General features: G+C 66.7%; 22 protein-coding genes and 6 pseudogenes. 22 read left to right on the forward strand and 6 right to left on the reverse strand.

Translation table 11 applies throughout. From position 1 onward, the window contains the following. Window positions 1-386: 386 nt before the first annotated feature. From ACZK2V_RS07950 to parE, 3 genes and pseudogenes are all read right to left on the reverse strand, one after another. Window positions 387-1,883 carry a S10 family peptidase gene (locus ACZK2V_RS07950; protein ID WP_486323092.1) on the reverse strand — a complete coding sequence of 499 codons (1,497 nt, stop codon included), beginning with the start codon at window positions 1,881-1,883 and terminating at the stop codon, window positions 387-389. Window positions 1,884-1,992: 109 nt separating this feature from the next. Further along, window positions 1,993-2,569 (reverse strand): annotated as a pseudogene (locus ACZK2V_RS07955) (GNAT family N-acetyltransferase). Between the two features lie 147 nt (window positions 2,570-2,716). Further along, window positions 2,717-4,605: pseudogene (gene parE, locus ACZK2V_RS07960) on the reverse strand (DNA topoisomerase IV subunit B). A gap of 172 nt (window positions 4,606-4,777) precedes the next feature. On the opposite strand from parE, the gene ACZK2V_RS07965 reads away from it, so the two are divergent. The 10 genes and pseudogenes from ACZK2V_RS07965 (at window position 4,778) to truD (ending at window position 12,669) form a co-directional block, all read left to right on the forward strand. Next, on the forward strand, window positions 4,778-5,011 hold the full coding sequence (locus tag ACZK2V_RS07965) for a hypothetical protein (RefSeq protein ID WP_005416022.1): 234 nt from the start codon (window positions 4,778-4,780) through the stop codon (window positions 5,009-5,011). Between the two features lie 400 nt (window positions 5,012-5,411). Next, window positions 5,412-7,076, forward strand: a complete 1,665-nt coding sequence (locus ACZK2V_RS07970; RefSeq protein ID WP_032130113.1) for a CTP synthase — start codon at window positions 5,412-5,414, stop codon at window positions 7,074-7,076. 89 nt (window positions 7,077-7,165) lie between these two features. Continuing rightward, the gene (gene kdsA / locus ACZK2V_RS07975) at window positions 7,166-7,996 is read left to right on the forward strand and encodes a 3-deoxy-8-phosphooctulonate synthase (protein ID WP_014036736.1); all 831 of its coding nucleotides are present in this window, start codon (window positions 7,166-7,168) and stop codon (window positions 7,994-7,996) included. Beyond that, on the forward strand, window positions 7,993-8,340 hold the full coding sequence (locus ACZK2V_RS07980) for a hypothetical protein (RefSeq protein ID WP_486323093.1): 348 nt from the start codon (window positions 7,993-7,995) through the stop codon (window positions 8,338-8,340). The genes kdsA and ACZK2V_RS07980 overlap by 4 nt, the downstream gene beginning before the upstream one ends. Next, a complete protein-coding gene (locus ACZK2V_RS07985) occupies window positions 8,340-8,669 on the forward strand; it encodes a hypothetical protein (RefSeq protein ID WP_486323094.1) in 330 nt (109 codons plus the stop codon). Before ACZK2V_RS07980 ends, ACZK2V_RS07985 begins: the two co-directional genes overlap by 1 nt. A 96-nt stretch (window positions 8,670-8,765) precedes the next feature. Beyond that, on the forward strand, window positions 8,766-10,058 hold the full coding sequence (eno, locus tag ACZK2V_RS07990; RefSeq protein WP_032130116.1) for a phosphopyruvate hydratase: 1,293 nt from the start codon (window positions 8,766-8,768) through the stop codon (window positions 10,056-10,058). A 4-nt stretch (window positions 10,059-10,062) separates the two neighbouring features. Continuing rightward, window positions 10,063-10,414 (forward strand): annotated as a pseudogene (gene ftsB / locus ACZK2V_RS07995) (cell division protein FtsB). Beyond that, entirely contained in the window at window positions 10,411-11,109 is a 699-nt protein-coding gene (gene ispD / locus ACZK2V_RS08000; RefSeq protein ID WP_486323095.1) for a 2-C-methyl-D-erythritol 4-phosphate cytidylyltransferase, read from the forward strand. Before ftsB ends, ispD begins: the two are co-directional and overlap by 4 nt. 34 nt (window positions 11,110-11,143) lie before the next feature. Next, window positions 11,144-11,641, forward strand: coding sequence for a 2-C-methyl-D-erythritol 2,4-cyclodiphosphate synthase (gene ispF, locus ACZK2V_RS08005; RefSeq protein ID WP_005409005.1), 498 nt, complete (start codon window positions 11,144-11,146; stop codon window positions 11,639-11,641). Next, window positions 11,638-12,669, forward strand: coding sequence for a tRNA pseudouridine(13) synthase TruD (gene truD / locus ACZK2V_RS08010; protein WP_486323096.1), 1,032 nt, complete (start codon window positions 11,638-11,640; stop codon window positions 12,667-12,669). The genes ispF and truD overlap by 4 nt, the downstream gene beginning before the upstream one ends. A 69-nt stretch (window positions 12,670-12,738) precedes the next feature. Here truD and ACZK2V_RS08015 read toward each other — a convergent pair. Further along, window positions 12,739-13,276, reverse strand: a pseudogene (locus ACZK2V_RS08015) (Smr/MutS family protein). Window positions 13,277-13,485: 209 nt separating this feature from the next. On the opposite strand from ACZK2V_RS08015, the pseudogene surE reads away from it, so the two are divergent. The 5 genes and pseudogenes from surE to ACZK2V_RS08040 all read left to right on the forward strand — a co-directional run bounded on the left by surE (window position 13,486) and on the right by ACZK2V_RS08040 (window position 17,015). After that, window positions 13,486-14,263 (forward strand): annotated as a pseudogene (surE, locus tag ACZK2V_RS08020) (5'/3'-nucleotidase SurE). Further along, window positions 14,260-14,937 (forward strand): protein-L-isoaspartate(D-aspartate) O-methyltransferase, encoded by a 678-nt coding sequence (locus ACZK2V_RS08025; protein ID WP_100471910.1) that lies wholly within the window; start codon window positions 14,260-14,262, stop codon window positions 14,935-14,937. The pseudogene surE and the gene ACZK2V_RS08025 overlap by 4 nt, the downstream one beginning before the upstream one ends. Window positions 14,938-14,955: 18 nt before the next feature. Beyond that, window positions 14,956-15,570 carry a YqaA family protein gene (locus tag ACZK2V_RS08030; RefSeq protein ID WP_014036746.1) on the forward strand — a complete coding sequence of 205 codons (615 nt, stop codon included), beginning with the start codon at window positions 14,956-14,958 and terminating at the stop codon, window positions 15,568-15,570. Continuing rightward, a complete protein-coding gene (locus ACZK2V_RS08035; protein WP_032130122.1) occupies window positions 15,567-16,352 on the forward strand; it encodes a peptidoglycan DD-metalloendopeptidase family protein in 786 nt (261 codons plus the stop codon). Before ACZK2V_RS08030 ends, ACZK2V_RS08035 begins: the two co-directional genes overlap by 4 nt. A gap of 174 nt (window positions 16,353-16,526) precedes the next feature. Then, the gene (locus ACZK2V_RS08040) at window positions 16,527-17,015 is read left to right on the forward strand and encodes a hypothetical protein (protein WP_107432325.1); all 489 of its coding nucleotides are present in this window, start codon (window positions 16,527-16,529) and stop codon (window positions 17,013-17,015) included. Between the two features lie 27 nt (window positions 17,016-17,042). On the opposite strand, the gene ACZK2V_RS08045 is transcribed toward ACZK2V_RS08040, so the two are convergent. Both ACZK2V_RS08045 and yhbY read right to left on the reverse strand, forming a co-directional pair. Continuing rightward, on the reverse strand, window positions 17,043-17,417 hold the full coding sequence (locus tag ACZK2V_RS08045) for an Mth938-like domain-containing protein (protein WP_049421498.1): 375 nt from the start codon (window positions 17,415-17,417) through the stop codon (window positions 17,043-17,045). A gap of 13 nt (window positions 17,418-17,430) precedes the next feature. After that, entirely contained in the window at window positions 17,431-17,736 is a 306-nt protein-coding gene (yhbY, locus tag ACZK2V_RS08050) for a ribosome assembly RNA-binding protein YhbY (protein WP_004152868.1), read from the reverse strand. 65 nt (window positions 17,737-17,801) lie between these two features. On the opposite strand from yhbY, the gene rlmE reads away from it, so the two are divergent. The 7 genes and pseudogenes from rlmE to hflX all read left to right on the forward strand — a co-directional run bounded on the left by rlmE (window position 17,802) and on the right by hflX (window position 24,888). Continuing rightward, window positions 17,802-18,434 (forward strand): 23S rRNA (uridine(2552)-2'-O)-methyltransferase RlmE, encoded by a 633-nt coding sequence (gene rlmE / locus ACZK2V_RS08055; protein WP_005409014.1) that lies wholly within the window; start codon window positions 17,802-17,804, stop codon window positions 18,432-18,434. Between the two features lie 69 nt (window positions 18,435-18,503). Continuing rightward, window positions 18,504-20,436: pseudogene (ftsH, locus tag ACZK2V_RS08060) on the forward strand (ATP-dependent zinc metalloprotease FtsH). Window positions 20,437-20,538: 102 nt separating this feature from the next. Next, on the forward strand, window positions 20,539-20,724 hold the full coding sequence (locus tag ACZK2V_RS08065; RefSeq protein ID WP_005416039.1) for a hypothetical protein: 186 nt from the start codon (window positions 20,539-20,541) through the stop codon (window positions 20,722-20,724). 617 nt (window positions 20,725-21,341) lie between these two features. Next, a complete protein-coding gene (gene folP, locus ACZK2V_RS08070) occupies window positions 21,342-22,238 on the forward strand; it encodes a dihydropteroate synthase (protein WP_486323097.1) in 897 nt (298 codons plus the stop codon). Next, on the forward strand, window positions 22,238-23,191 hold the full coding sequence (gene miaA, locus ACZK2V_RS08075; protein WP_049422692.1) for a tRNA (adenosine(37)-N6)-dimethylallyltransferase MiaA: 954 nt from the start codon (window positions 22,238-22,240) through the stop codon (window positions 23,189-23,191). Before folP ends, miaA begins: the two co-directional genes overlap by 1 nt. Before the next feature lie 96 nt (window positions 23,192-23,287). Then, on the forward strand, window positions 23,288-23,563 hold the full coding sequence (gene hfq, locus ACZK2V_RS08080; protein ID WP_004152891.1) for an RNA chaperone Hfq: 276 nt from the start codon (window positions 23,288-23,290) through the stop codon (window positions 23,561-23,563). A gap of 14 nt (window positions 23,564-23,577) precedes the next feature. Continuing rightward, window positions 23,578-24,888, forward strand: coding sequence for a ribosome rescue GTPase HflX (hflX, locus tag ACZK2V_RS08085; protein ID WP_032128411.1), 1,311 nt, complete (start codon window positions 23,578-23,580; stop codon window positions 24,886-24,888). The last annotated feature ends 35 nt before the right edge of the window (window positions 24,889-24,923 follow it).

A 24,923-nucleotide genomic window follows, 5' to 3' on the forward strand; every position in this document is an offset into this window, starting at 1 on the left:
GCGGGAAAAGGATCTAACCCCGACAATCGAGAAAGCCCGCCGGATTCCGGCGGGCTTTTTTCATGGGCAGAGAATTCTTCCGGACACATCGTGTCGACCAAGGTCGACACCTACCAGAGCAGAAACAGGGATCCGCCCTCGTGCCGACCAACGGTCGGCATCCACCAACAGCGCACGGAAACTGTCGAAGGCGGGGTGGGATGGGCAGGCGGGGGCGCAGAGCGCCATGGATGGCGCTCTACGAGGCACGCAGGAGCAGTTTTTGCCGTCCCCCGCCTGCCTATCCCACCCCGCCAACCCACGGAAACCCTGCTTTTGCCGTTGCCGTTGCCGTTGCCGTTGCCGTTGATCCGGCAGGTGCCGGGCCGCAGGCCCGGCCGAACCCCTCAATTACGCTGGAACAACGCCTGCACATCCCTGCGGAACGCCGCCTGGCTGTCCGCCCGGCTGTAGAACATGTGCCCGCCCGGATAACTGCGCACCTGCACCCGGTCCGGATTGCTGCCCATCGCCGGCATCTGGTCCACCGTCAGGATCGAGCCCATGAACGGGCACGACAGATCATTCCAGCCATGCACGATCAGCACCTGCAGATGCGGATCGATCGCCACCGCCTGCCGCAGCTGGGTCACCGCGCCCTGGCGCAGCTCGCCGTTGCGGTCCCACAGCCGGTTCACGTCGTAGTTCAGCGCCTGGTAGCGTGCATCCACCTTCCAGCCAACCACCCGCGTCACGAAGTCGACCATCGCGGTGGTGGTTGGTGCAATGATGCTGTCCAGCAGCGGATCGTTGGCGCGCTGTTCCGGATCATTCGGGAACGGGTCGAATGCGGTTACGTTGGAGTCGTAGCGGCTGCCCAGCGTGCCCTTGTCGCGGAACACCTCACGCAGATAGGCCTGCGTCTCCAGTCGGCCACCGGCGCGGCGCACGAACTGCGGGTCCAGCCCGGTCAGCTCGGTCACTCGGCGCAGCATCGCCTCGGTCGCCTGCGGATCGCTGCGGCCCTTCATCAGCGCAGTGGCGTAGTCGCCGCGGGTGTATTCCACCACGTCGCGCATCGCCGCATCGGTCAGTTTGCCCTGGCGCTCCAGGTGCGCTGCAGCGATCGACGGCAGCGTCTGCATCCACGCCATCGGCGAGACATCGGCGTTGTCTTCCAGGGTCGGGCTCAGGTAGGGCGACACCAGCACCAGGCCGTTCATCGCCACGCCCAGGCGGGTCTGCAGGAAGTGGGTGATGCGCGGGCCGCGGTAGCCGCCGTAGCTCTCGCCGGTCAGGTACTTGCGTGCACCCATGCGCTGGTTGCGCAGCAGCCAGTCGTAGATCGAGCGCGACAGGTATTCGATGTCGGCGCTGGGGTTGTACAGCTGCTTCTTCGCCTCGTCATCGCCGATGCGCACACGGCTGAAGCCAGTGCCGACCGGGTCGATGAACACCAGGTCGGTGAAGTCCAGCCAGGTGCCGGGGTTGTCGTGCAGGGTGGCCGGCGCCGATGCGCTGTCACCCTCCGAACCAAAGGTGACCACCTTGGGCCCGATCGCGCCCATGTTGAGGTAGACCGAAGATGCACCCGGGCCGCCATTGAGCGCGAAGGTCACCGGCCGGTCCTTGCCCGGCATCGTGTAGGCGGTGAACACCACGTCGGCGATCACCTTGCCCTTGGCATCGCGTACCGGCAGGGTGCCGACGGTGGCGGTGTAGTCCAGGGTGCGGCCGGCCAGGCGCATGCTCTGGCGGGCCGACGCATCGGCGGGCAGCGCGGGCGCTTCGGTCTTGTCGTCTTTCGGATCGGGCTTGGCCTCGGCGTCGGGCGCGGCCAGCACGCTGGCTGGGGCGATGAGCAGGCCGACGCAGAGCGCGGCAGTGTGCAGCAGGGACTTCATGGCACCGGATCGGCAGCGGAAGGGGGTTCCGATGCTAGGCCGGTGGAGGGCATGTCGTATGTGTCCAAAGGCATGGCCGCGCGTCGAGGCCGCCACTGGCCAGATTGGGTCAAGCGGGCAGGGGTGTACGCACGTCGTCGTCAGCCAGCAGGCCGTATACCGCCGAATCGGACAGTTCGCCCTGGATGCGCCAGCGCTGCCGCAGCACGCCCTCCAGGTGGAAGCCCAGCCGTTCAAGCACGTGTGCCGAGGGCCGGTTGCGCGGGTCGACTTCGGCTTCCACGCGATGCAGGCGCAGAGTCTGGAACAGGTAGTCCAGCAGATGCTGCAGCGCTTCGTGCATGTAGCCCTGGCCTTGCCTGTCGGGGGCCAGAAGGTAGCCGATCTCGGCACGAGCGGCATCGCGATCCAGGGCGAACACCACGCAGATGCCCAGCAACGGGCCATCCAGCGTTTCGCGCACGGCCAGCTTGAGCTGGGTGCCGGTGGCCTGTGCCGCCAGGTCATCGTCGATCTGCGCGCGCGCTTCGGCCGGTCGTGTCCACGCCGGGTGGTTCCAGAACCGCATCACGTCCGGATCGGACTGGATCGCGAACAGGGCGGCCGCATCGTCGCGGCGGATCGGGCTCAGGACCAGGCGCGCTGTGCAGCGGCAGGCCCGGGAACAGCAGCGAGTGGCTGGCCAATACGATGGTCCACACAGATGGACGCGCATTATGGCGCCGCCGGGTTTGCCGATGGGGGCGTAATGCCAAGGGCACATGAACCGGCATTACCGGGCGATGGGGCCAGAGCCGTTTCCCTGCAGGAAACGGATCCGGCCCCGCGTCGGGTCAGACTTCCAGCGAAGCCAGATCGCCCTTGCTCTCCAGCCAGCCCTTGCGGTCGGAGGCGCGCTTCTTGGCCAGCAGCATGTCCATCAGCGAACGGGTCTGCTCGCCGTCGTCCACGGTCAGCTGCACCAGGCGGCGGGTGTCGGGGTGGATGGTCGATTCACGCAGCTGTGGCGGATTCATCTCGCCCAGGCCCTTGAAGCGGGTGACGTTGATCGCGCCCTTGATCTTCTCGCGTTCGATCTTGTCCAGCATCGAGCGCTTCTCTTCTTCGTCCAGGGCATAGAACACCTGCTTGCCCACATCGATGCGGAACAGCGGCGGCATCGCCACGAACACGTGGCCGGCATCGACCAGCGCCGGGAAGTGCTTGAGGAACAGCGCGGTGAGCAGGGTGGCGATGTGCAGGCCGTCCGAGTCCGCGTCGGCCAGGATGATGACCTTGCCGTAGCGCAGGCCAGCAATGTCGTCCTTGCCGGGGTCGCAGCCGATGGCCACGGCCAGGTTGTGCACTTCTTCCGACGCCAGCACGCTGTTGGAGGACACTTCCCAGGTGTTGAGGATCTTGCCGCGCAGCGGCAGGATCGCCTGGAAGTCCTTGTCACGCGCCTGCTTGGCGCTGCCGCCTGCCGAGTCACCCTCCACCAGGAACAGCTCGGTGCGCGACAGGTCCTGGCTGATGCAGTCGGCCAGCTTGCCGGGCAGGGCCGGGCCCTGGGTGACTTTCTTGCGGACGACCAGCTTTTCGGTCTTCAGGGCGCGCTGGCGCGCTCGATGGCGATCTGCGCGATCTTCTCGCCCAGCTCCACGTTCTGGTTCAGCAGCAGGCTGAACGCATCGTGGGCGGCGCCTTCGATGAAGCCGGCGGCCTGGCGCGAGGACAGGCGTTCCTTGGTCTGGCCGCTGAACTGCGGGTCGGTCATCTTCAGTGACAGCACGAACGACACGCGGTCCCACACGTCTTCCGGGGCCAGCTTGACGCCACGCGGCAGCAGGTTGCGGAAGTCGCAGAACTCGCGCAGCGCCTCGGTCAGGCCGGTGCGCAGGCCGTTGACGTGGGTGCCGTGCTGGGCAGTGGGGATCAGGTTGACGTAGCTTTCCTGCACCAGCTCGCCTTCCGGCAGCCAGGCCACGGCCCAGTCCACGATCTCGGTGTCTTTCTTCAGGTTGCCGACGAACAGCTCGGCCGGCAGCATCTCGCGATCGCCCAGCTCCAGCTTCAGGTAATCGCGCAGGCCGTCTTCGTAGTACCAGGTATCAACTTCACCGGTGGCTTCGTCGGTCAGCTTCACGGTCAGGCCGGGGCACAGCACGGCCTTGGCGCGCAACAGGTGCTTGAGCGCGCGCACCGCGAACTTGGGCGTGTCGAAGTACTTCGGGTCCGGCCAGAAGCGCACGCGGGTGCCGGTGTTCTTCTTGCCGACGCTGCCGACCACTTCCAGCGGGGTGGCGCGGTCGCCGTTGCGGAAGGTGATGCGGTGTTCGGCGCCTTCGCGCTTGATGTGCACTTCCACCAGGGTCGACAGCGCATTGACCACGCTGACGCCGACGCCGTGCAGGCCGCCGGAGAAGGTGTAGTTGTTGTTGCTGAACTTGCCGCCGGCATGCAGGCGGGTGAGGATCAGCTCGACGCCCGGGATCTTCTCTTCCGGGTGGATGTCCACCGGCATGCCGCGGCCGTCATCGCTGACCTCCACGCTGCCGTCCTTGTACAGGGTGATCTCGATCGAGCGCGCATGGCCGGCGAGGGCCTCGTCCACCGAGTTGTCGATCACTTCCTGCGCCAAGTGGTTCGGGCGCGCGGTGTCGGTATACATGCCGGGACGGCGCTTGACCGGGTCAAGGCCGGACAGGACTTCAATATCGGCGGCGTTATAACGGGCGTTCATCTGTCTTCGAAAGCTTGGAGCGACGGGCAAGTGTGGGGTCTGGCACGGGATTTTGCACGCCTGCGGTTCAGTCTCGGCGACGCAGAGGGGGTAAAATGGCAGCTGCTGGAATCTGAACACCGGCGACCCCCGTTGGGTCGAAACATCCAAGCCATACCGCGAGGAGGACCTCATGAAGAAGTTGCTGACCATTGCGATCCTGGCCGCTGCCGCCGTTGCAGTGCCGCTGGTGGTGGCGCAGAACGCCGGCCAGCCGGCCCCGCAGCAGGGTGACCAGGCCGACAAGGCGCAGGCCGAGGCCGATGCCAAGGCCAAGCGTCGGGCCCAGGCCAATGCCGAAATGAAGGCGCAGGGCCAGCCGGCCCCGCAGCAGGAAGAGGAAGAGGAAGCGCGCAAGAAGCGCTGATCCCGCCCCCTGCCAGGCGCCCTTGCGACAAGGGTTGCGCTCCGGAACGCCCCGCTTTGCGGGGCGTTTCTTTTTAGTGGCGTGCCATCTGCCTCTTGGGTTGGCGGCCATCAATCTGTAAACTATGGCTTTCCGGGAGTAAGTGCGTGTCCACCATTTGCGAATGGGCTGGAGCGGCCAAGCGTGGCTTCCAGCATGGCGGGTCGCAGGTGACGGTCGATTTGACCGGCACGGTCGCCCCGACCTCGCACGGTGGTCCCCGTCCGGCGCCTGCCGTCGCACGGATCCGCACCTCCCTCGCTGCCACAGCGAACCGGAAAACCCCCTCTGAGCACCATGCCTGCCCTCCGGGCGCGCGTGGTGCTGCCGTTTTCCATTTCCAGACAGGATGCTTGCAGCCATGACTCCCTTGATTTTCGTAACCGGCGGCGTGGTGTCCTCGCTCGGCAAAGGCATTGCCGCCGCGTCGCTGGCCGCCATTCTCGAAGCCCGTGGCCTGAAGGTCACGATGATGAAGCTCGACCCGTACATCAACGTCGACCCGGGCACCATGAGCCCGTTCCAGCACGGTGAGGTCTACGTCACCGACGACGGCGCCGAGACCGACCTCGACCTGGGCCACTACGAGCGCTTCGTGCGCACCCGCCTGAGCCGCAAGAACTCGGTCACCACCGGTCGTATCTACGAGAACGTGATCCGCAAGGAACGCCGCGGCGATTACCTGGGCGCGACCGTGCAGGTCATTCCGCACATCACCGACGAGATCCGCCGCTGCATCGACGAAGCCACCGAAGGCTACGACGTGGCACTGGTGGAGATCGGCGGTACTGTCGGCGACATCGAGTCGCTGCCGTTCCTGGAAGCGATCCGCCAGGTGCGCACCGAGCGTGGCCCGGAGAAGGCGCTGTTCATGCACCTCACCCTGGTGCCGTACATCGGCGCCGCCGGTGAGCTGAAGACCAAGCCGACCCAGCACTCGGTGAAGGAACTGCGCTCGATCGGCATCCAGCCGGACGTGCTGCTGTGCCGTTCGGAACAGGCTGTGCCGGATTCGGAGCGCCGCAAGATCGCCCAGTTCACCAACGTTTCCGAGCGCGCGGTGATCAGCGTGCCGGACGTGGACGTCCTGTACCGCATTCCGTCGGGCCTGCATGCGCAGGGCCTGGACGAGATCGTCGTCAACCAGCTGAAGCTGGCCGACAAGGTCGGTCCGGTCGATCTGTCGATGTGGGAAGACGCGGTCGATGCGACCCTGCATCCGCTGGACGAAGTGACCATCGCCGTGGTCGGCAAGTACGTCGATCACCAGGATGCCTACAAGTCGGTCGGCGAAGCGCTCAAGCACGGCGGCCTGCGCCAGCGCACCAAGGTCAACCTGAAGTGGCTGGAAGCACAGGACCTGGAAGGCACCGACATGGCCGCACTGGCCGATGTCGACGGCATCCTGGTGCCGGGCGGCTTCGGTGACCGTGGTTTCGAAGGCAAGGTGCTGACCTCGAAGTTCGCCCGCGAGCAGCACGTGCCGTACTTCGGCATCTGCTACGGCATGCAGGCGGCCGTCGTCGATTACGCCCGCAACGTGGTCGGCCTGGAAGGTGCCAACAGCACCGAGAACGACCGCCAGTCGCCGAACCCGGTGATCGGCCTGATCACCGAATGGCGCACGGCAACCGGCGACGTCGAAAAGCGTGATGACAAGAGCGACCTCGGTGGCACCATGCGCCTGGGCCTGCAGGAACAGCGCCTGAAGCCGGGCACGCTGGCCCGTGAGCTGTACGGCAAGGACGTGGTTGCCGAGCGCCACCGCCACCGCTACGAGTTCAACAACCGCTACCGCACCCAGCTGGAAGATGCGGGCCTGGTGATCGCCGGCAAGTCGATGGACGACACCCTGGTGGAAGTGGTGGAGCTGCCGCGCGATGCGCACCCGTGGTTCCTGGCCTGCCAGGCGCACCCGGAATTCCTGTCCACGCCGCGTGACGGCCACCCGCTGTTCATCGGTTTCATCCGTGCCGCACGTGAGCGCAAGGCTGGCGGCAAGCTGCTGCAGGAAGCCCGCGCCTGACTTGTGATGGGGGCCGCCGGCCCCCATCTTGCACGCTTCAACCCCCAGCGCACCGGCCCGGCCGGTGCCGCGGACAACAAGGAAACGCCATGAAACTGTGTGGATTCGAGGTCGGGCTGGACCAGCCCCTGTTCCTGATCGCCGGCCCCTGCGTGATCGAGTCGATGCAGCTGCAGCTCGATACCGCCGGCAAGCTGAAGGAAGTCACCGACAAGCTCGGCGTCAACTTCATCTTCAAGTCCAGCTTCGACAAGGCCAACCGCACCTCGGGCACCGCGTTCCGCGGCCCGGGCATGGAAGAGGGCCTGAAGGTCCTGGCCGAGGTCAAGAAGCAGATCGGCGTGCCGGTGCTGACCGACGTCCACGAATACACCCCGATGGATGAAGTGGCCTCGGTGGTGGACGTGCTGCAGACCCCGGCGTTCCTGGTCCGCCAGACCGACTTCATCCGCAAGGTGTGCTCGGCCGGCAAGCCGGTCAACATCAAGAAGGGCCAGTTCCTGGCGCCGTGGGACATGAAGCCGGTCGTGGAAAAGGCCAAGGCCACCGGCAACGAGCAGATCATGGTCTGCGAGCGCGGTGCCAGCTTCGGCTACAACAACCTGGTCAGTGACATGCGTTCGCTGGCGGTGATGCGCGATACCGGTTGCCCGGTGGTGTTCGACGCCACCCATTCGGTGCAGCTGCCGGGTGGGCAGGGCACCAGTTCCGGTGGCCAGCGTGAGCACGTGCCGGTGCTGGCCCGTGCCGCCGTGGCGGTGGGCATCTCCGGCCTGTTCGCCGAGACCCATCCGGACCCGTCCAAGGCGCTGTCCGATGGCCCCAATGCGTGGCCGCTGGACCAGATGGAAGCGCTGCTCGAGACCCTGATGGAACTCGATGCGGTGACCAAGAAGCACGGCTTCTCGCGCTTCGCGTGAGTCGTGACCCGCGGGGGGCGCTGGAAGCCCAGCGTCACCGCCGGCACTGGAAACGGTGGCCCTGGGGCGTGATCGCACTGGGTCTGGCCGTGCTGTTCACCGTGGGCATGTTCGGGCTGGTACTGATCGGCGCTGCGTCGGTGCGGCCCCCCGGTGATGGCAGCAGTGCGCTCGATCTGCGGGCGTACTTCATTGCGCTGCTGGTGGCGGAGCTGCTCGGTGCCGTGGGCTGCGTCGCTGCGGCTGTGCTGGCCTGGCGGCTGAATCGCGGCAAGGTCACGGCTGGCCTGGCGATCATCCTGCTCTCGCTGTGGCTGGGCGCCCTGTTCTACGGATTGCTCTGATGAATACGACCACATCGGCGCGTGGCTGGCCCTGGGGCCTGATCGCCCTGGGGCTGTCCGTGTTGACCTGGATCGCCCTGGTGGTGGGCGTGCTGGCCTTCACGTCCGGTTTCCGGCCGCCGGGGGATGGAAACAACGGCGTGCAGGCCACGCAGTGGTGGCTGCTGGGCGCGCTGGTCACGATGGCGCTGTCCTTCCTGGGCAGCCCGGTGGCGATGGTGCTGGCCTGGCGACGGCGGCGTGGCCCCATCCTGGCAGCGATTGCCGGTGCATTGCTGGTGATGCTGGTGTCGATGATCCTGATCGTGATCGGGTCCAGTTGGGGCTGAAGCCGCCCACGCCATTTGGCAAGTGGCGGGCAGCCGGGGATAATCACGCGGCATTCGTTTTGTCGCCCCCTCTCCATACAGGTAACCGGCCCGACCATGAGTACGATCCGCAGCATCCACGCCCGTGAAATCCTCGACAGCCGTGGCAACCCCACGCTGGAAGCCGAAGTCATCCTGGAGGACGGTTCGTTCGGTCGTGCCGCGGTTCCCTCCGGCGCCTCGACCGGCACCAAGGAAGCGGTCGAGCTGCGTGACGGCGACAAGACCCGTTACCTGGGCAAGGGCGTGCGCAAGGCTGTCGACAACGTCAACACCACCATCGCCAATGCGCTGAAGGGCTTCGAAGCCACCGACCAGGCTGGCCTCGACCGTCGCCTGATCGACCTTGACGGCACCGAGAACAAGGGCCGCCTGGGCGCCAACGCGCTGCTGGGTGTTTCGATGGCCGCCGCGCACGCCGCCGCTGCATCGAACAAGCAGGCGCTGTGGCAGTACCTGGCTGCCAAGACCGGCGTGACCCCGTCGCTGCCGGTGCCGATGATGAACATCATCAACGGCGGCGCGCACGCCGACAACAACGTCGACTTCCAGGAGTTCATGGTGCTGCCGGTCGGCTTCACCTCGTTCTCCGAAGCGCTGCGCGCGGGCACCGAGATCTTCCATTCGCTGAAGTCGGTGCTGAAGGGCCACGGCCTGAGCACGGCGGTCGGCGACGAAGGCGGCTTCGCACCGGACTTCCGCAGCAACGTCGAGGCGCTCGACACCATCCTCGAAGCGATCGGCAAGGCTGGCTACACCGCCGGTGAAGACGTGCTGCTGGGCCTGGACGTCGCCTCCAGCGAATTCTTCGAAAACGGCAAGTACAACCTGGTCGGCGAGAACAAGCGCCTGACCTCCGAGCAGTTCGTCGACTTCCTCGCCGACTGGGCCGCGCAGTACCCGATCATCACGATTGAAGATGGCCTGGCCGAGAACGACTGGGCCGGCTGGAAGCTGCTGACCGACCGCATCGGCAAGAAGGTGCAGCTGGTTGGCGACGACCTGTTCGTGACCAACCCGAAGATCTTCCAGGAAGGCATCGACTCGGGCACCGCCAACGCGATCCTGATCAAGGTCAACCAGATCGGCACGCTCAGCGAAACCCTGGAAGCGATCGCGATGGCCGACCGCGCCGGCTATGCCGCCGTCGTCTCGCACCGTTCGGGCGAAACCGAAGACACCACCATTGCCGATATCTCGGTGGCCACCACCGCCACCCAGATCAAGACCGGCTCGCTGTGCCGCAGCGATCGCGTGGCCAAGTACAACCAGCTGCTGCGCATCGAGGAAGCCCTCGGCGCCGGCGCGCGTTACGCCGGTCGTGACGCGTTCGTTTCGCTGAAGCGCTGAGCCGATGCGCGACTGGCGCTGGATGCTGCTGGTGCTGGCCCTGCTGCTGGGCTGGCTGCAGTACCGCTTCTGGTTCGGTCCGGGCAACTCGGGTGAAGTGATGATGCTCGAAGCCCAGGTCGCCAACCAGGAGCGGGACAATGAGGGTCTGCAGCAGCGCAACGACGCGCTCGCTGCCGAAGTGAAGGACCTCAAGGAAGGCCAGTCCGCCATCGAGGAACGCGCGCAGCGAGCTGGGCATGATCAAGCCTGGCGAGAAGTTCTACCGTGTGGTCGAGGATGCGCCGGTCCACCCGGCGCAGCCTGCTGCCGGCGTCACTGCCCAGGCGGGCGAACACCCGGCAGACGTGCCATGAGCGCGGCGATCTGGGTCGTCGTTCCTGCGGCCGGCCGTGGCACCCGCTTCGGTGCACCGCTGCCCAAGCAGTACCTGCAGGCGGGCGGGCAGATCCTGCTCGCCCACACGCTGGACGCGCTGCTGGCGCACCCCGCCGTGGCCGGAGCGATGGTGGTGATCGGCCAGGACGATGCCGACTGGCCGGGCTGGAATGAGTGGTCGGGCAAGCCGGTGCTGACCTGCATCGGCGGCGCGACCCGTGCCGCCTCGGTGCTGGCCGGGTTGCAGGCGCTGCCGGACACCGTGCGTGCCGACGAATTCGTGCTGGTTCACGATGCTGCACGGCCGAACCTGTCGTTGGCCGATCTCGGTCGTCTGCTTGAAGTCGGTCGTGCCGACCCGGTCGGGGCGATCCTGGCTGCGCCGGTGCGCGACACCCTCAAGCGCGGTGGCGACGACGGCGGCATCGATGGCACCGAGCCACGCGAGCGCCTGTGGCGCGCACTGACGCCGCAGCTGTTCCGCCGCCACCAGCTCAGCCGCGCGCTGTCTGACGCTGCGGCCGCCGGTGTTGACGTCACCGACGAGGCCATGGCCATGGAGCGCCAGGGCCAGCGCCCGCTGCTGGTGGAAGGCAGCGAGGACAACTTCAAGGTCACCACCCCGGCCGATCTGGACCGGTTCGAATTCGTACTTTCCCGCCGCGCCGGCTGACCGTCCGCGTGGCCCTGCTGCAAGGGTTGCATCCATGAGCACCGCACCGTTCCCGCCCGTCCGCATCGGCCAGGGCTACGACGTCCATGCCTTCGGCGAAGGCGATCACATCATGCTTGGCGGCGTGAACGTGCCACACAGCTGCGGCGTGCTCGCACACAGCGATGGCGACGTGATCCTGCACGCCCTGTGCGATGCGATGCTCGGCGCGTTGGCGCTGGGCGATATCGGCCAGCATTTCCCGCCGAGTGACGACCGCTGGAAGGGCGCCGACAGCAGTGATTTCGTTCGCCATTGCGACAGCCTGCTGCGCGAGCGTGGCTGGCGCGTCGGCAACACCGACATCACCGTGATCTGCGAGCGGCCGAAGGTCGGTCCGCATGCGCTGGCGATGCGTGAGCGCATCGGTGGGTTGCTGCAGTTGCCGCTGGATGCGGTCAGCGTCAAGGCCACAACGTCTGAGAAGCTGGGCTTCACCGGCCGTGGCGAAGGCATCGCCGCACAGGCGGTGGTACTGCTGGTGGCGGCATGATCCCGCTGCCGTTGGCGTTTGGTGCACCGTTGCTGACGGCGCGCATCCGCACCACACCGGACGATTTCCAGGTTGACGAACTGCCGGCCTTCGAGGCGACCGGTGAAGGCGAGCACCTGCTGCTGCATATCCGCAAGCGTGGAGCCAACACCGTGCATGTGGCCAAGCTGCTGGCCAAGTGGGCGGGCCTGCCGGAAATGGCGGTGAGCTATGCCGGGATGAAAGACCGCCACGCGGTCACCACCCAGCGTTTCAGCGTGCACCTGCCCAAGCGCATCGCGCCGGACCTGGCCGAGCTGGCCAGTGACGAGATCGAAGTGCTCGAAGCCACCTGGCACAACCGCAAGCTGCAGCGCGGTGCACTGGCCGGCAACCGCTTCAAGCTGGTACTGCGCGAGGTGCAGGGTGATGCCACGGCGATCAGCGAGCGCCTGCAGCAGATTGCCGAGCGCGGCCTGCCGAACTGGTTCGGCGAACAGCGCTTTGGCCGCGACGGCGGCAATGTGCCGGCGGCACTGGCGATGTTCGGTGGCCGCCGCATGCGCAAGGACCAGCGTTCACTGCTGTTGTCAGCCGCCCGTTCGGCGCTGTTCAACCGCGTGCTGGCCGCGCGCGTGGAGCAGGGCAACTGGGATCAGCCGCTCGATGGCGAAGTGTGGATGCTCGATGGCAGCCGCAGCGTGTTCGGACCCGAGCCGTACACCGAGGTGCTGGCCGAGCGACTGGCGCGTTTCGACATCCATCCCAGCGCACCGCTGTGGGGCGAAGGCGAGCTGCGCAGCGCCGACGCGGCACGTGAGCTGGAGCTGGCCGCGCTGGACGACGAGGAGTCAAAGGCACTGCGGGCCGGTCTGGAAGACGCACGGCTGAAGCAGGAGCGCCGCGCATTGCGCCTGCGCCCGGCGCTGCTGCAGCACCAGTGGCTGGCCGACGACGTGCTGGAGCTGTCATTCGCGCTGCCGCCAGGCTGCTACGCCACCGCCGTACTGCACGAACTCGGCTCGGTCGAAGACGCCTCGCAGGCCTGACAGAAAAAGGGGACGGAGGGAATTAAGTCGTTTGTGGCACAAACGACTTAATTCCCTCCGTCCCCTTTTTCATCTACGGGCCAGCAGCACCAGCACCGCGCCGGTGCCGCCTTGTCCGGTCGGCGCCGAATGGAACGCCAGTACGTCGTTGCGCAGCCGCAGCAGGCGATCGACCAGATTCTTCAGCACCGGTGCACCGCCATCGGACTGCAGGCCCTTGCCGTGGATGATGCGCACGCAGCCATAGTCGTGTGCATGCGCTTCCAGCAGGAACTGGCGCAGCAGCGCCTCCGCCTGCGACGCAGTGGCGCCGTGCAGGTCCAGCTCGTCCTGCACCGAGTACTGGCCACGCTTGAGGCGCTGGAACAAGCGTGGTGGCAGGTTGTCGCGGCGATAGCTGGCCACGTCGCCGGCTTCCAGCGGCGTGCTGTCGCGCAGCAGCCGGGCGAATTCGCCGGCGGCTTCGGCCTCGTCACGTTCGGCCATGCGCGCGCGGCTTCGGCCGGGGCGCGGCAGGCGCCGGCTCGGCATCCTTGCGCAGCGGCGTCACTTCGCCGATGGCCGCACGGAACAATGCGGCCGGATCTTCGTCTTCAGGGTGCGACATGCGCACAGGGTAAACCGCCGGCGCATCTCTGCCTATGACGGTTCGATGTCGGTCATGACCGCCGACAGGGTAGGACCGGCGGCTCGCATGCGGCACAATAGACGATGCCCTTGCAGGGTCGACGGCTTCCGCAGGGGAGTACGACGGTCCCGCCCACACTGCACGGTGACGGAATCGAATTCTTGGAAAATCAAGCGGTTAAATCGAAGATGCGAATCCTGGTCAGTAACGACGATGGCGTCGACGCCGCAGGCATCCGGATGCTTGCCTCGGTGCTGCGCGAGGCCGGCCACGAAGTGACGGTGGTCGCCCCCGACCGTGACCGCTCCGGTGCCAGCAACTCTCTGACCCTGGACCTGCCGATCCGCCTCAAGCGCATCGACCATTACACCGTTTCGGTGGCCGGTACCCCGACCGACTGCGTGCACCTGGCGCTGACCGGGCTGCTCGAGTTCGAGCCTGACATTGTCGTGTCCGGCATCAACAATGCCGCCAATCTCGGTGATGACGTGATCTACTCCGGCACCGTTTCGGCGGCGATGGAAGGCCGCTTCCTTGGCCTGCCGGCGGTGGCGGTTTCGCTGGTCAGCCGCAACCACGATCCGAAGCACTTCGAGACCGCCGCGCGCCGCAGTCGAGATCGTCGCCCGGCTCAAGGCCGATCCGCTGCCGGCCGACACCATCCTCAACGTCAACGTGCCGGACCTGCCGTGGAGCGAGGTCAGGGGCTTCGAGGTCACCCGCCTCGGCAACCGTCACCGTGCCGAAGGCTGCATCGCGCAGAAGGATCCGCGTGGCAACGAGGTGTACTGGATCGGCCCGGCCGGCCGTGAGCAGGACTCCGGCCCCGGCACCGATTTCCATGCAGTGCGCACCGGCCACATCTCGATCACCCCGATCCAGGTCGACCTGACCCGCTATCAGGCGCTGGAGAAGGTGGCCAGCTGGGTGGGCGGCCTCAGCGCCGCGCTGGACCGGCCGGCATGAGTCCGCGCCTGCGCCTGCAGCCGGAAGCCGTCGGTATCGGCATGACCTCGCAGCGCGTGCGCGACCGTCTGGTCGACCGCCTGCGCGAAGCGGGCATTGCCGACGAATCCACCTTGAACGCGATCCGGGTGGTGCCGCGCCATCTGTTCATCGACGAGGCACTGGCCTCGCGTGCGTATGAAGACACCGCGCTGCCGATCGGCCACGGCCAGACCATCTCGCAGCCCTGGGTGGTCGCGCGGATGACCGAGGCCGTTCTCCAGGTGGCGCCGAAACGGGTGCTGGAAGTCGGCACCGGTTCCGGTTACCAGGCCGCCATCCTCGGTGCGCTGGGCCTGGAGGTCTACACCGTGGAGCGCATCGGTGATCTGCTGCGGCAGGCCCGCAAGCGCTTCCGTGCGCTGGGCATGAACATCCGCACCAAGCATGACGACGGTCGCGTCGGCTGGGCCGAGCACGGTCCGTTCGATGCCATCGTGGTCACTGCGGCGGCGCCGGCACTGGTCGACGCCCTGATCGAGCAACTGGCCGAGGGCGGCCGCCTGGTGGCGCCGGTCGGTGGCCCCGGGGCGCAGTCGCTGGTACAGCTGGACCGCAAGGCCGACGGCAGCATCGAACAACACGTGCTGGCGCCGGTCACGTTCGTGCCGCTGCTGTCTGGCATGCTCGACTAATCCACGGAGCAGGGTTGCATGAAGATTTTCGGGCCGCTGTACGAGCGGGCGATGAAGTGGGCGGCGCACGAACGCGCGCCGACCTACCTGACGGTGTTGAGCTTCTTCGAGGCGATCATCTTCCCGGTGATGCCGGAGGTGATGCTGGCGCCGATGTGCGTGGCCCAGCCCAAGCGCGGTTGGTGGTTCGCCACCCTGAGCCTGGCCGGCTCGATGGTCGGCGCACTGGTTGGCTACGCGCTGGGTCATTACGCCTTCGAGGCGATCAAGCCGCTGTTCGAGGCGCTGGGTATGCTGCCGGCCATCGAGCAGGGCATCACCACCGTGCAGGCGAAGATGGCCGAGTCGCCGTGGGCAGTGTTCACCTTCCTGGTGCTGGGCGGATTCATGCCCATCCCGATGAAGGTCTTCACGTGGGCATCGGGTATCGTCGGTGTACCGATGCCGCAGTACCTGTTGAGCATGCTGATCGGTCGTGGCAAGCGCGTGTTCGTGCTGGCTGCGGTCATCCGTATCGGTGGTGCGCGTGCTGAAGCGGCACTGCGTCGCTGGATTGAACCGCTGGGCTGGATCGCCACCGCGCTGGTGGTGGTGCTGATCGCCTGGCTTGTATGGAGGTCGAAGTTCGCATGAGTCCTGATCGTCTGAGCAAGGGAGTGCGCATCGGCGCGCTGGCGTTGCTGGTTTCCACCCTGGCCGCCTGCGGCACCGCCACCGTGGTTCGTCCTGGTGGTGGCAGCACCGGTGGCGGTGTGACCACGCCGAAGACCTCGGTACCCAAGCCGGGGCAGACCGTGGTGGTGCGCAAGGGCGACACCATCTATGCGCTGGCCCGCATCCATGACATCACCCCGGCCGACCTGATTGCCTGGAACAGCCTGGACAACCCCTCGACGATCTATCCGGGGCAGGTGATCCGGCTGTATCCGGCCGGTGCCAGCGGCGGCCGCGCGCCCACCACGGTGGTCACCCCGCCGCGTTCCGGTGGCAGCAGTGGCGGCAGCACCACGCCGGCCCCGGCGCCGGTCGGTCCGGTGAAGAGCAACATCGCCTGGCGCTGGCCGGCTGATGGCGCCATCGTTGGCCGTTACGTGGCTGGTGATGCGACCAAGCAAGGCGTCGACATCGCCGGCACCAGCGGCCAGGCGGTCAAGGCCACCGCCAATGGCGTGGTGGTGTATTCCGGCGCCGGCCTGGTCGGCTACGGCGAGCTGATCATCATCAAGCACAGCGATCAGTGGCTGTCGGCCTATGGCCACAACCGCAAGCGCCTGGTGAATGAAGGCCAGAGCGTGAAGGCCGGTGAGCAGATCGCCGAAATGGGCCGTACCGGTGCGAACCGCGACATGGTCCACTTCGAGATTCGCTACAACGGCAAGCCGGTCGACCCGCAGCAGTACCTGCCGGCACGCTGATCGTCAGATGCGATAGCGCCGGGCCATGCCCGGCGTTCCTGGCCTGTAGAGTCGAGCCATGCTCGACCCGGGTACCGCAGAGTGGTCATTTGCGATCTTGTGTGTCGCAGGATCACCTTCACGGCGGACGGGATACCCGGCATTCTTGAGCGGTCCCACTCAATCCGGTGCCCCATGCTCCGTCCTGCTTCCACTCTCGCGTTGCTCATCGTCGCGCCGCTGGCCTCCGCAGCCAGCGATCCGCGCGACGTGGTCACCCGTCTTTACGCGGCCGTCCAGGCGCCGGCTTCGGACGAAGCGACCATTCCGCCGTTGCTGGGCGATGCGCTGCGCTCAGCCATCGATGCGCAGCGCGCTTACGAGCGGGCCTGTGCGGTGCTGGCCGCGCATGACGAGAAGCCGCACATGTTGGACCAGAGCCCGTATCTCATGGCGCCGGATCGGCCGGAAACGGTAAAGGTGGGGCTGCCCGCGACGAGCGGCGATGGCAGTTGGGTGCTCGTCGAAATGGCGATAGGCGACTATCGCTGGACCGACCGTGTCCTGCTGCAAAGGCAGGGCCAGGACTGGAAGGTCATGGACATCCGCTGGGGCCAGGGCGGCAACCTGATCGGGCGGCTGAAGCAGTTCTCGGCCTTCCGCTGCACCGCTTCTGGCGGCTAGCGCCGGGGCGCGCCCGACGCCTCGACCTCAGCCTTCCAGAATGAAAGCGGCCGCGACCTTGCGGCCTTCGCCCGCCAGGATGTTGAAGGTGCGCGCGGCGGCCGGATTGTTCATCACTTCCAGGCCGATGCCGCGTGACAGGCAGGCAGCCATCACCACTGCCGGCGGGAATACCTGGCGGTCACCCGTGCCGAGCACGATCAGCGCCGGATTCAGCGCCAGGATCGGCTCCAGGTCAGCCACCTGCAGCGCAGTGGCGCTCACCACCGGCCATTGCGAGACCAGCTGGTCCGGGGTCAGGAAGAAACTGCTGCCCAGCGCCTGGTCATTCACCTTGGCCGAGCGGCCATCGGCGGCACGGAGGCTGTAGGCGTAATCCGGCGGTTCGTGGTTCAGCTGCATGGCAGTAGGGCGATCAGCCGCGCGGCAGCACGATCTGGCGCTGTTCCTTGCTCGGGCGGTACAGCACGGCGACGTGGCCGATGCGCTGTACCAACGCGCTCTCGGTGGCTTCGACGATCTCGCCGATCATCACGTCACGGGCGTCGCGGTCTTCGGCAGCGACCTTCACCTTGACCAGCTCGTGGCGCTCCAGCACTTCGTTCAGCTCAGCGATGAAGGCCGGGGTCACGCCCTTGCCGCCGGTCTGCAGCAGGGCCTTCAGGTCGTGGGCTTGGCCGCGCAGGAAACGGGTCTGGGAAGCGGTCAGGGCGATGGACATGCAGGAAAACACGGTTGAATGGGGCGATCAGGGTATCATGAGGACCCCATCAGCCCCTATTTTCAATGGCTACCCGCAGCAAAAGCAGCCAGCGCTGGCTCAAGGAACACTTCTCCGACCCCTTCGTGAAGAAGGCCCAGGCCGAAGGCATGCGCTCGCGCGCGGCCTACAAGCTCGAAGAGCTGCTGGAACGTGACCGGTTGCTGAAGCCGCACATGGTGGTGGTCGACCTCGGCGCGGCCCCGGGCGGCTGGTCTCAGCAGGTTCGGAGACAGATCGGCGATACCGGCCGCGTGCTGGCACTGGATATCCTGGACATGCCGCCGCTGGCCGGCGTGGAGTTCCTTCATGGTGACTTCAGGGAAGAAGCCGTTCTATCGCAGTTTGAAGCCATGCTCGGGGATCAGCCGGTAGACCTTGTGCTGTCGGACATGGCCCCCAATAAGAGTGGTGTAGGCGCGGTCGACCAGCCGCGGATGATGCACCTGGCGGAGCTGGCCCTGGATTTTGCCGACAACCACCTGAAGACCGGTGGGGCATTCCTGATCAAGCTGTTCCAGGGCGAGGGCTTTGACGACTACGTGCGCGACATGCGCCGCCGGTACGACAAGGTCTCCATCCGCAAGCCGGAAGCCTCGCGCAAGCGCTCTCCCGAGGTGTATGCCTTGGGTCAGGGAAAACGCGCCCACATGAAGTAAGCTCGCAACGTACGCAAGTTCGACCCCAACGCAACGCCAGCACTGAGAGGAACACCGGAGCCAATGAGGATGAACGACTTGACCAAGAACCTCCTGCTATGGGTGGTCGTCGCCGTCGTGCTGATGGTGGTCTTCCAGAGCTTCTCGCCGAAGTCCTCCGGGGCCGGCGCGCAGGGCGCGTCGTACTCGCAGTTCCTGGACCAGGTGGACAGCGGCAACGTGCAGAAGGTCGCCTTTGGCGGCGACATGCGTGGCGGCACCAGCCAGCTGACCTACACCACCCGCGGTGGTCAGTCCTCCACCATCACCGCGCCGTTCGATCGTGACCTGATCAACGTGCTGCGTACCAAGAACGTGGAGATCGTGCAGGAGGAGCCGTCCAGCGGCATTTCCCTCGGCGCGATCCTGATGAATTTCCTGCCGGTCATCCTGATCATCGGCTTCTGGTTGTTCATCATGCGCCAGATGCAGGGCGGTGGCGGCGGTGCCAAGGGCGCGATGTCCTTCGGCAAGTCGCGCGCCAAGCTGCAGGGCGAAGACCAGATCAAGGTCACCTTCGCCGACGTCGCCGGCTGCGACGAGGCCAAGGAAGAAGTGGGCGAACTGGTCGACTTCCTGCGCGACCCGTCCAAGTTCACCAAGCTGGGCGGCAAGATTCCGCGCGGCGTGCTGATGGTGGGCCCGCCGGGTACCGGCAAGACGCTTCTGGCCAAGGCCATCGCCGGCGAAGCCAAGGTGCCGTTCTTCTCGATCTCCGGTTCGGACTTCGTGGAAATGTTCGTCGGCGTCGGCGCCAGCCGCGTGCGTGACATGTTCGAGCAGGCCAAGAAGCACGCGCCGTGCATCATCTTCATCGACGAAATCGACGCCGTCGGCCGCCACCGTGGCGCCGGCCTGGGCGGCGGTCACGACGAGCGCGAGCAGACCCTGAACCAGCTGCTGGTCGAGATGGACGGTTTTGAAGGCGGCGAAGGCGTGATCGTGATCGCCGCGACCAACCGTCCGGACGTGCTGGACCCGGCGCTGCTGCGCCCGGGCCGTTTCGACCGCCAGGTCGTGGTCGGCCTGCCGGACGTGAAGGGCCGCGAGCACATCCTCAAGGTCCACATGCGCAAGCTGCCGCTGGCTGACGACGTCGAGCCGATGGTGATCGCGCGTGGTACCCCGGGCTTCTCCGGTGCGGACCTGGCCAACCTCTGCAACGAGGCGGCCCTGTTCGCCGCGCGTGGCAACGAGAAGGAAGTCCGCATGGACCACTTCGACCGTGCCCGCGACAAGATCCTGATGGGTGCCGAGCGCCGCTCGATGGCCATGAGCGAGGACGAGAAGACCCTGACCGCGTACCACGAGGCCGGCCACGCCATCGTCGGCCGCCTGGTGCCCGAGCACGACCCGGTCTACAAGGTGACCATCATTCCGCGCGGCCGCGCTGGGTGTGACCATGTACCTGCCGGAAGGCGACAAGTACTCGATGAACCGCGTGGCGATCCAGTCGCAGCTGTGCTCGCTGTACGGCGGCCGCGTCGCTGAAGAGCTGATCTTCGGCGAGGACAAGGTCACCACCGGTGCCTCCAACGATATCGAGCGTGCCACCAAGATGGCCCGCAACATGGTCACCAAGTGGGGCCTGTCCGAGCAGCTCGGCCCGATCGCCTATGGCGAAGAGGACGACGAAGTGTTCCTGGGCCGCTCGGTCACCCAGCACAAGAGTGTGTCCAACGACACGGCGCGCCGCATCGACGAGGAAGTACGCAACATCCTCGACAAGGCCTACGCCCGCACCACGCAGCTGCTGACCGACAACATCGACAAGCTGCATGCGATGTCGCAGCTTCTGCTGCAGTACGAGACCATCGACGCGCCGCAGATCGACGCGATCATGGAAGGCCGCGATCCGCCGCCGCCGGCGGGCTGGAGCAAGTCGAACAAGGATGGCGGCAACGACAAGGGCGGCGACGCCCGTCCGCTGCCGCCGATCGCAGGCCCGGCCGAATCGCACTGACGGCCCGCTGCAGGTGACACCAGACGAGGCCGGGGCAACCCGGCTTCGTCGTTTCCGGGCCACTGGCCCATCACGAAGATCCGATCTGACGCTGGAGCCCGCATGTCCGCCCCGAAGCCCGAACCGATTTCCCACACTGCCGAAATGGTGATCGCCACCGTGGTCGGCGTGGGTGTGGGCCTGGGGGCCGACAATCTGCTGCTGGGCTGCGTGGTGGGTATCGCGGTCGGCATCGTGCTGAGCATCGCCAGGACCCTGTACGTGGACCGCAAGCGCCGCCGCCGTTGAGGGGGTGTCGGCAGGGCTGCGCCCTGCACCCGCGGTAGTGCCGGCCGCTGGCCGGCAACCTCAACAGCAACAGCAACAGCAACAGCAACAGCGGGCTTTCCGTAGGATGGCGGGGCGGTGTCGGAGTGCGGGGGCGCTGCAAGTACATCCCTGTAAGCTTGGCAGCCGCTTGCTCGCGTGCGCATTCCTGCGCACACGGCAAGACCGGGGTTGGGCGTCCTGCCCAACCCGCCCGAGGCATGCCTCGGGCCCATGCGGCTGACACCCCGCACTCCGACACCGCCCCACCTCTGACAGATCTCCGCGGCTGTTGGTAGGTGTCGACCTTGGTCGACACCTCTGTCAGATATCGAATGAGTCATCCACGCATGGCGTGGATCTACTGCAGATCGCAGAAATCTGTCGAAGGCGGGGTGGGTCCGGTTGCGGGGGCGTGAGCCGCATGGATGCGGCGACCGAGCTTACATGGACGTACTTGCAGCGTCCCCCGCAACCGGACCCACCCCGCCATTCCTCAGCAAACCTGCTGTTGCTCCGGCTCTTGCTGTTGCCTCTGCGGGTGCAGGGCGCCGCCCTGCCGAACTAAACTACCCGCCGTTGTCCCTGCAGGATTGCCCATGTTCGATACCTCGCCCCAGCTCGATTGCGCCGGCCGCATCCTGCGCCTCGACCGTGTCCGGGTCATGGGCATCGTCAACGTCACCCCGGATTCGTTCTCCGATGGCGGCGCGCACGACACTACCGAGGCCGCGGTCGCACATGGCCTGAAGCTGGTCGAGGAGGGTGCGGACCTGCTCGATATTGGCGGCGAATCGACCCGCCCGGGCGCCGCGCCGGTATCGATCGAGGACGAGCTGCGCCGCGTGATTCCGGTGATCGAGCAGCTGGCCGCCCGAACCCAGGTTCCGATCAGCATCGACACCTTCAAGCCGGAGGTGATGCGTGCGGCCGTGGCCGTCGGCGCGGGCATGATCAATGACATCTACGGCCTGCGCCAGGAAGGGGCGCTGGACGCCGCCGCTGCAACCGGCGTGCCGGTGGTGCTGATGCACATGCAGGGCGAGCCGGGCCACATGCAGGCTGACCCACACTACGATGACGTGGTCGCCGAGGTGCACGGTTTCCTGGTGCAGCGCCTGTTCGCTGCAGAAATGGCCGGCATCGCGAAGAAGAACCTGCTGATCGATCTCGGTTTCGGTTTCGGCAAAACCACTGCCCACAACATGACCCTGCTGGCACGCTCCGAGCGGTTCCTGGAGCTGGGCGTGCCGATGCTGGCTGGCCTGTCGCGCAAGCGCAGCCTGGGCGAACTGACCGGTCGCGACACGCCGTCCGAGCGCGTGGCCGCCTCGGTGGCCGCGCACCTGATCGCGGTGCAGCGCGGCGCACACATCGTGCGCGTGCATGACGTGGCCGCCACCGTTGATGCACTGAAGATCTGGCAGGCAGTCGAGGCCGTGCCAACGCCGCGCGCCGACGCCACGCCGACGATCCGCTGGCCGGACGAAGACTGATGGGCATCGACCGGCGGCCACTGGCGATCGCCGTGATGGGGCCGACCGCCAGTGGCAAGACCGCCACCGCGATCGCCCTGGCGAAGCAGCTGGATGGCGAGATCGTCAGCGTCGATTCGGCGCTGGTGTACCGCCACCTGGATATCGGTTCGGCCAAGCCCGATGCGGCAGAGCGTGCGCAGGCGCCGCACCATCTGCTGGACCTGCGCGATCCCTGGCAGACCTACTCGGCAGCCGAATTCGCCGCCGATGCCGGTCGGGTCGTGACCGACATCGTGGCACGCGGCAAGATGCCGATCCTGGCCGGTGGCACTGGCCTGTACTTCCGCGCCCTGTTGCAGGGTCTGTCGCCGATGCCCGAGGCCGATCCGGCGATGCGCGAAGCGCTCAGCGCCGAGGCGGCCGAGCGTGGCTGGACGGCACTGCACGCAGAACTGGCCAAGGTCGATCCAGCGGCCGCCGCACGCATTCATGCCACCGACCCGCAACGCATCCAGCGGGCGTTGGAGGTCTATCGCCTGACCGGCACGCCCATCACTGAATGGCAGAGTCGGCCGGGCGTAGCGCCATTGCCGGTGCGCACCCTCAAGCTGATCCTGGCGCCGCGTGACCGCGCGGTGCTGCACCAGCGCATCGAGGCGCGCTTCGACGCCATGCTGGCGCAGGGCTTCCTCGACGAGGTGCGGGCGTTGCGCGCGATGCCGGAAATGGCTGCCGTGGAGGCGCCGCTGGACCTGCCGGCAGTGCGCGCGGTCGGCTATCGGCAGGCCTGGGAATACCTGGACGGGGAGGGCGATGCCGCCCGCTTCCGTGACAAGGCGATCTTCGCCACCCGCCAGCTGGCCAAGCGCCAGCTGACCTGGCTGCGCGGCGAGCTTGATGCGCGCTGGTTCGACCCCCATATCGACCACGAGCGCCTGGCCGGCGCGGTGTCGACCTTCGTCGCACGCTGAACCCCCGCCAGCCGTGTAACATCATCGGTCGGCGGGCGGCTCGGGGGCCGTGGCAACCGTCGGCAACCCAATAAGAACAATAATCAGGAGTGTGCAATGTCCAAGGGGCAATCGCTGCAGGATCCTTTCTTGAATGCACTGCGGCGCGAACGCGTGCCGGTTTCGGTGTACCTGGTGAACGGCATCAAGCTGCAGGGCACGATCGAGTCGTTTGACCAGTTCGTGGTCCTGCTGCGCAACACGGTCAGTCAGATGGTCTACAAGCACGCCATTTCCACGGTCGTTCCGGCACGCAACGTGAAGGTCGGTCCGGGTGGTGGTTACGTGCAGTCGGGTGAAGGTGGTCAGGCAGGTGATGAAGCAGACGAGTAATTCCGGAGCGGTGAATGTTTGACCGCTCGAAAAAGGGTGAACACGCCCTGTTGATCCAGCCCCATTTCGGCAAGCTGGAAGACGATGTGCTTGAAGAGTTCGGTGATCTGGCCCGCTCGGCTGGGGCCAGCATCGCCGCGACGATCACGGCACGCCTGGATCGTCCGAATCCGTCGACCCTGATCGGCAGCGGCAAGCTGGACGAGATCAAGGCCGCGGCCGACGCCAGCGGTGCCGACCTGATCCTGGTCAACCATGCATTGAGCCCGGGCCAGGAGCGCAACCTGGAACGCTTCCTCGAGCGCCGGGTGATCGACCGAACCGGCCTGATCCTGGACATCTTCGCCCAGCGTGCGCACAGCCACGAAGGCAAGCTGCAGGTCGAGCTGGCGCAGCTGCGTCACCTGGCCACGCGGCTGGTGCGCGGCTGGACCCACCTGGAGCGCCAGCGCGGCGGTTCGATCGGCCTGCGCGGCCCGGGTGAAACCCAGCTGGAAACCGACCGCCGCCTGCTGCAGAAGCGGGTCGAGCAGCTGCAGAAGCGCCTGGAAAAGGTCGAGGTGCAGCGCACCCAGATGCGCCGTGCGCGCGTGCGCAGCGAGCTGCCGCGTGTCGCCCTGGTGGGCTACACCAACGCTGGCAAATCGACCCTATTCAACGCCATGACCGGCGCTGAGGCCTACGCCGCCGACCAGCTGTTCGCAACGCTGGATCCGACCGTGCGCCGCATTGCGGTGCCCGGTGGCAACGTGGTGCTGGCCGACACCGTCGGCTTCGTCCGCGATCTGCCGCATGACCTGGTCGCTGCGTTCCGCTCGACCCTGTCCGAGGCGCGCGAGGCCGATTTCCTGCTGCATGTGGTCGACGCTGCCGATCCGCACCGCGAGGAGCGCATCGCCCAGGTGGACGAGGTGCTGACCGCGGTCGGTGCCGGTGACCTGCCGCAGCTGCTGGTGTTCAACAAGATCGACCGCATCGAAGGTGCCGACGTCCGCCACGATGGCCAGGACGGTATCCCGGATGAGTCGCGCCGGGAGCGGGTGTGGATTTCCGCGCGTGACGGGCAGGGCCTTGAGCTGCTGCAGGCAGTGCTGGGCAAGCGCCTGGGCCTGCAGCATGTCACCGGCGAACTGCGCCTGCCGCCGGATGCCGGCCGCCTGCGTGCGCGCCTGCACCAGCTGGAGGTGATCCGTAGCGAGCAGGCCGACGAAGACGGCTGGCTGCTGCAGGTCGACCTGCCGATTGCCGAAGCCGAAAAACTGGCTGCCAGTGCCGATGGCGCGCCGATCCGGGCGCTGTTGCCGGAGAAACTGCCGGAGTGGTGAGGTAGCGGCCCATGCCCGGTAGTGCCGGCCGCTGG

This window comes from Stenotrophomonas sp. 93052_Sma, assembly GCF_056481145.1.

Coding starts and splice junctions, on each gene's coding strand:
- ACZK2V_RS07950 (WP_486323092.1), bottom strand. CDS start 1,883: ATGAAGTCCCTGCTGCACACTGCCGCGCTCTGCGTCGGCCTGCTCATC.
- ACZK2V_RS07965 (WP_005416022.1), top strand. CDS start 4,778: ATGAAGAAGTTGCTGACCATTGCGATCCTGGCCGCTGCCGCCGTTGCA.
- ACZK2V_RS07970 (WP_032130113.1), top strand. CDS start 5,412: ATGACTCCCTTGATTTTCGTAACCGGCGGCGTGGTGTCCTCGCTCGGC.
- kdsA (WP_014036736.1), top strand. CDS start 7,166: ATGAAACTGTGTGGATTCGAGGTCGGGCTGGACCAGCCCCTGTTCCTG.
- ACZK2V_RS07985 (WP_486323094.1), top strand. CDS start 8,340: ATGAATACGACCACATCGGCGCGTGGCTGGCCCTGGGGCCTGATCGCC.
- eno (WP_032130116.1), top strand. CDS start 8,766: ATGAGTACGATCCGCAGCATCCACGCCCGTGAAATCCTCGACAGCCGT.
- ispD (WP_486323095.1), top strand. CDS start 10,411: ATGAGCGCGGCGATCTGGGTCGTCGTTCCTGCGGCCGGCCGTGGCACC.
- ispF (WP_005409005.1), top strand. CDS start 11,144: ATGAGCACCGCACCGTTCCCGCCCGTCCGCATCGGCCAGGGCTACGAC.
- truD (WP_486323096.1), top strand. CDS start 11,638: ATGATCCCGCTGCCGTTGGCGTTTGGTGCACCGTTGCTGACGGCGCGC.
- ACZK2V_RS08025 (WP_100471910.1), top strand. CDS start 14,260: ATGAGTCCGCGCCTGCGCCTGCAGCCGGAAGCCGTCGGTATCGGCATG.
- ACZK2V_RS08030 (WP_014036746.1), top strand. CDS start 14,956: ATGAAGATTTTCGGGCCGCTGTACGAGCGGGCGATGAAGTGGGCGGCG.
- ACZK2V_RS08035 (WP_032130122.1), top strand. CDS start 15,567: ATGAGTCCTGATCGTCTGAGCAAGGGAGTGCGCATCGGCGCGCTGGCG.
- ACZK2V_RS08040 (WP_107432325.1), top strand. CDS start 16,527: ATGCTCCGTCCTGCTTCCACTCTCGCGTTGCTCATCGTCGCGCCGCTG.
- ACZK2V_RS08045 (WP_049421498.1), bottom strand. CDS start 17,417: ATGCAGCTGAACCACGAACCGCCGGATTACGCCTACAGCCTCCGTGCC.
- yhbY (WP_004152868.1), bottom strand. CDS start 17,736: ATGTCCATCGCCCTGACCGCTTCCCAGACCCGTTTCCTGCGCGGCCAA.
- rlmE (WP_005409014.1), top strand. CDS start 17,802: ATGGCTACCCGCAGCAAAAGCAGCCAGCGCTGGCTCAAGGAACACTTC.
- ACZK2V_RS08065 (WP_005416039.1), top strand. CDS start 20,539: ATGTCCGCCCCGAAGCCCGAACCGATTTCCCACACTGCCGAAATGGTG.
- folP (WP_486323097.1), top strand. CDS start 21,342: ATGTTCGATACCTCGCCCCAGCTCGATTGCGCCGGCCGCATCCTGCGC.
- miaA (WP_049422692.1), top strand. CDS start 22,238: ATGGGCATCGACCGGCGGCCACTGGCGATCGCCGTGATGGGGCCGACC.
- hfq (WP_004152891.1), top strand. CDS start 23,288: ATGTCCAAGGGGCAATCGCTGCAGGATCCTTTCTTGAATGCACTGCGG.
- hflX (WP_032128411.1), top strand. CDS start 23,578: ATGTTTGACCGCTCGAAAAAGGGTGAACACGCCCTGTTGATCCAGCCC.